This window comes from Bradyrhizobium sp. LeoB3 (genome assembly GCF_055456055.1).
This window is the reverse complement of the sequence record NZ_JBVBEF010000262.1, coordinates 1-2,105: the sequence shown is the minus strand read 5'-3', so window position 1 is coordinate 2,105 and position 2,105 is coordinate 1. Positions and strand designations below refer to the sequence as shown.

At 57.8% G+C, this 2,105-nt stretch carries 1 protein-coding gene and 1 pseudogene; both read right to left on the bottom strand.

Features of this window, described 5'->3' with window-relative positions; all coding sequences use genetic code 11:
* Positions 1 to 105: 105 nt before the first annotated feature.
* On the bottom strand, positions 106 to 372 hold the full coding sequence (locus ACZXDY_RS45675; RefSeq protein WP_196237468.1) for a hypothetical protein: 267 nt from the start codon (positions 370 to 372) through the stop codon (positions 106 to 108).
* Between the two features lie 1,032 nt (positions 373 to 1,404).
* Positions 1,405 to 1,992, bottom strand: a pseudogene (locus tag ACZXDY_RS45670) (LysR substrate-binding domain-containing protein); the annotation flags it as partial.
* Positions 1,993 to 2,105 lie beyond the last annotated feature (113 nt).

The following is a 2,105-nucleotide window of genomic DNA, read 5'->3' as shown; positions in this document are numbered from 1 at the left end:
GAACCCCCGACGATCCATGATCGATATAGAATCATCAATCGCAGCCCCTGACGAGGGCTTTTTCAGCAGACTGCTAGCTGCACTCTGCTTCGATTAAGGCGCCAGCTAGATGGCTCTTCTGGCGCCAGCAAGGTTGCTCTCCTCAGAGGGGCCGCCTGATCGAGCGGCAGAGGCAATGGCGACGACCAAATTCATCAATGACGCCAACTCCGCATTACCGGCGGCAGCACGTGCCAGAACAAGCGTGGCGATCGCCGCTCGATTTTCAGGAGTCTGCATAGAAGTCGGTAGCGCTGCGACCGCTTCGTCAAAAATCCTTCCCAGGACCGTAAGGTCTTCCGGATCGTAGACACCACTGTATTGCTGCAACATTCGGCTCCGTATCATTATCGCGCTAGGGCGGCCGCACGTCGCTAAGACGTTTGGCCAAAAGAAGACAGACCAACGACGTACGGCAATGAAGATGCGGTATGCGTTGAAGTGATGCCGTTGCGCAACACAGTCGCGCTTTGCTCTGTCCCGAACCCAGGTAGGCGATATCGGGCAAGCTTCTCTGAACAATTTGCGAGCACCGTTGCCTGTGTGCAGCCGAAGCAACGAGGCGAGAAAGATGAACTCTCACATCCGAAGCACCGCTATGCTCACTCATGCCCGCAGGAAGCGCGGAGTCGTTGTGAGATCGACGCGGTCGCCGATGCTAATCCAAAAAACGATAGCCTCAACATTTCCTCAGCTTGGCTCGCATATCTGAATGTCCATCGCAAAGCGATGGCTGCTCTTTTGATTCCGTTTACAACGGATCGCAGCACCGTTACGAGAATGGCGGGAGGGCACCAATCTACCAGCGGCGGCGCTGCTCGACCTTCTCGCGCATGGTATACCAAATGATGGATACTCAGGCGGGCAATGTTCTTCCGAATTTCTGCAGCGATGAAGATGCTCATTGCGGATCGGCGATAAGGTGGTGCTCTGAGCGGCGGCGGAGCGCGCGACGGGCTGCGCGCACAAGGCAAATGGCTGGCCTCGATCAGGAAAGCCCTTGGTTTACATCGCACATGTTTGCCGTCTTGCTCGAAGCGGACCGCTGCCGGCGCGGGCACTGTAGTCAGGAAGCACTCTCACGAGGGACGGCGTTCATGCCTCTTGTAGAGGCGCTCGTCAAGAGGTTGCGGGGCAGAGAGCGGTGTGAGGACCAGGGTCAGGCGGCTCTCATGAAATGCGCGCAGACGAAGTTCGAGCAAGAGGTAGGCATTCGAGCCGAGTTCATGCCGGAGCCGCCAGCGAAGACCTTGCAGCATACTTTCCGAGACTGCACCCGCGATGAAGGAGGGCCGGCTCATCACCAAGGATGTGGGCGTAACCGGCTTGAAGCGAGGAGGAGGGCGATGAGACGCTTTAAGTGATCTAGGGGCGCCGAGAGCTTTGTGTGGTCTCAGGCAGGGGAGTCATGCGGGACGCCTCTTCCAACAATATCTCCCGCATCCAGATGCATGCCGGATCATTGTTGTGAAAAGCGGGCCATTGAACGGCCTCGGTAAATGCGGGAAGTGACCGCGGAAGTGCGACGATCTGCAGGGGCATCGTCTGCGCGAAATGCTCAACCAGCCTTGAGGGCATCGTAGCTATGCGCCCCGTGTCCAATAGTACAGGCGGGATCATGCTAAAGCTCTGCACGACGACCTCAATGCGTCTCTTGACACCATGCTCAAGTAAGAACCATTCCGCGATGGAGGGCCTTCGCGCACGCCCGAACTTCACTGCGACATGCCCCATTGACATGTATTTGTCGAATGCAAGCTGCGGTGGCAGCCGTTTATTCGTGTGGCAGCCTACGCACACGAGCCGCTCCTCGAACAATGCCGCTTTAGGATGCGCGCTCGACATGAACAATTCTGGCAAGATAAGAAAATCGACTTCACCCCGCCGGAGAAGCTCATCGGTCTCATCGGCGAGTGGCAACAATTCGAAAGTGACGGCGGGAGCTTCTCGTGCGCCTCAGCCGAGGAACTCCATGCGGCGGCGGCGCTCTCAATCTTGTGCTCGCGCAGGAAGCGCCAGACATATTGAACGTCGACGTCGCCCAGCGCCTCCGCCAGCAGGGGGCC

What these genes read in the sequence shown, in the direction of transcription:
- ACZXDY_RS45675 (WP_196237468.1), bottom strand. Translation starts at nt 372, where the DNA reads ATGTTGCAGCAATACAGTGGTGTCTACGATCCGGAAGACCTTACGGTC.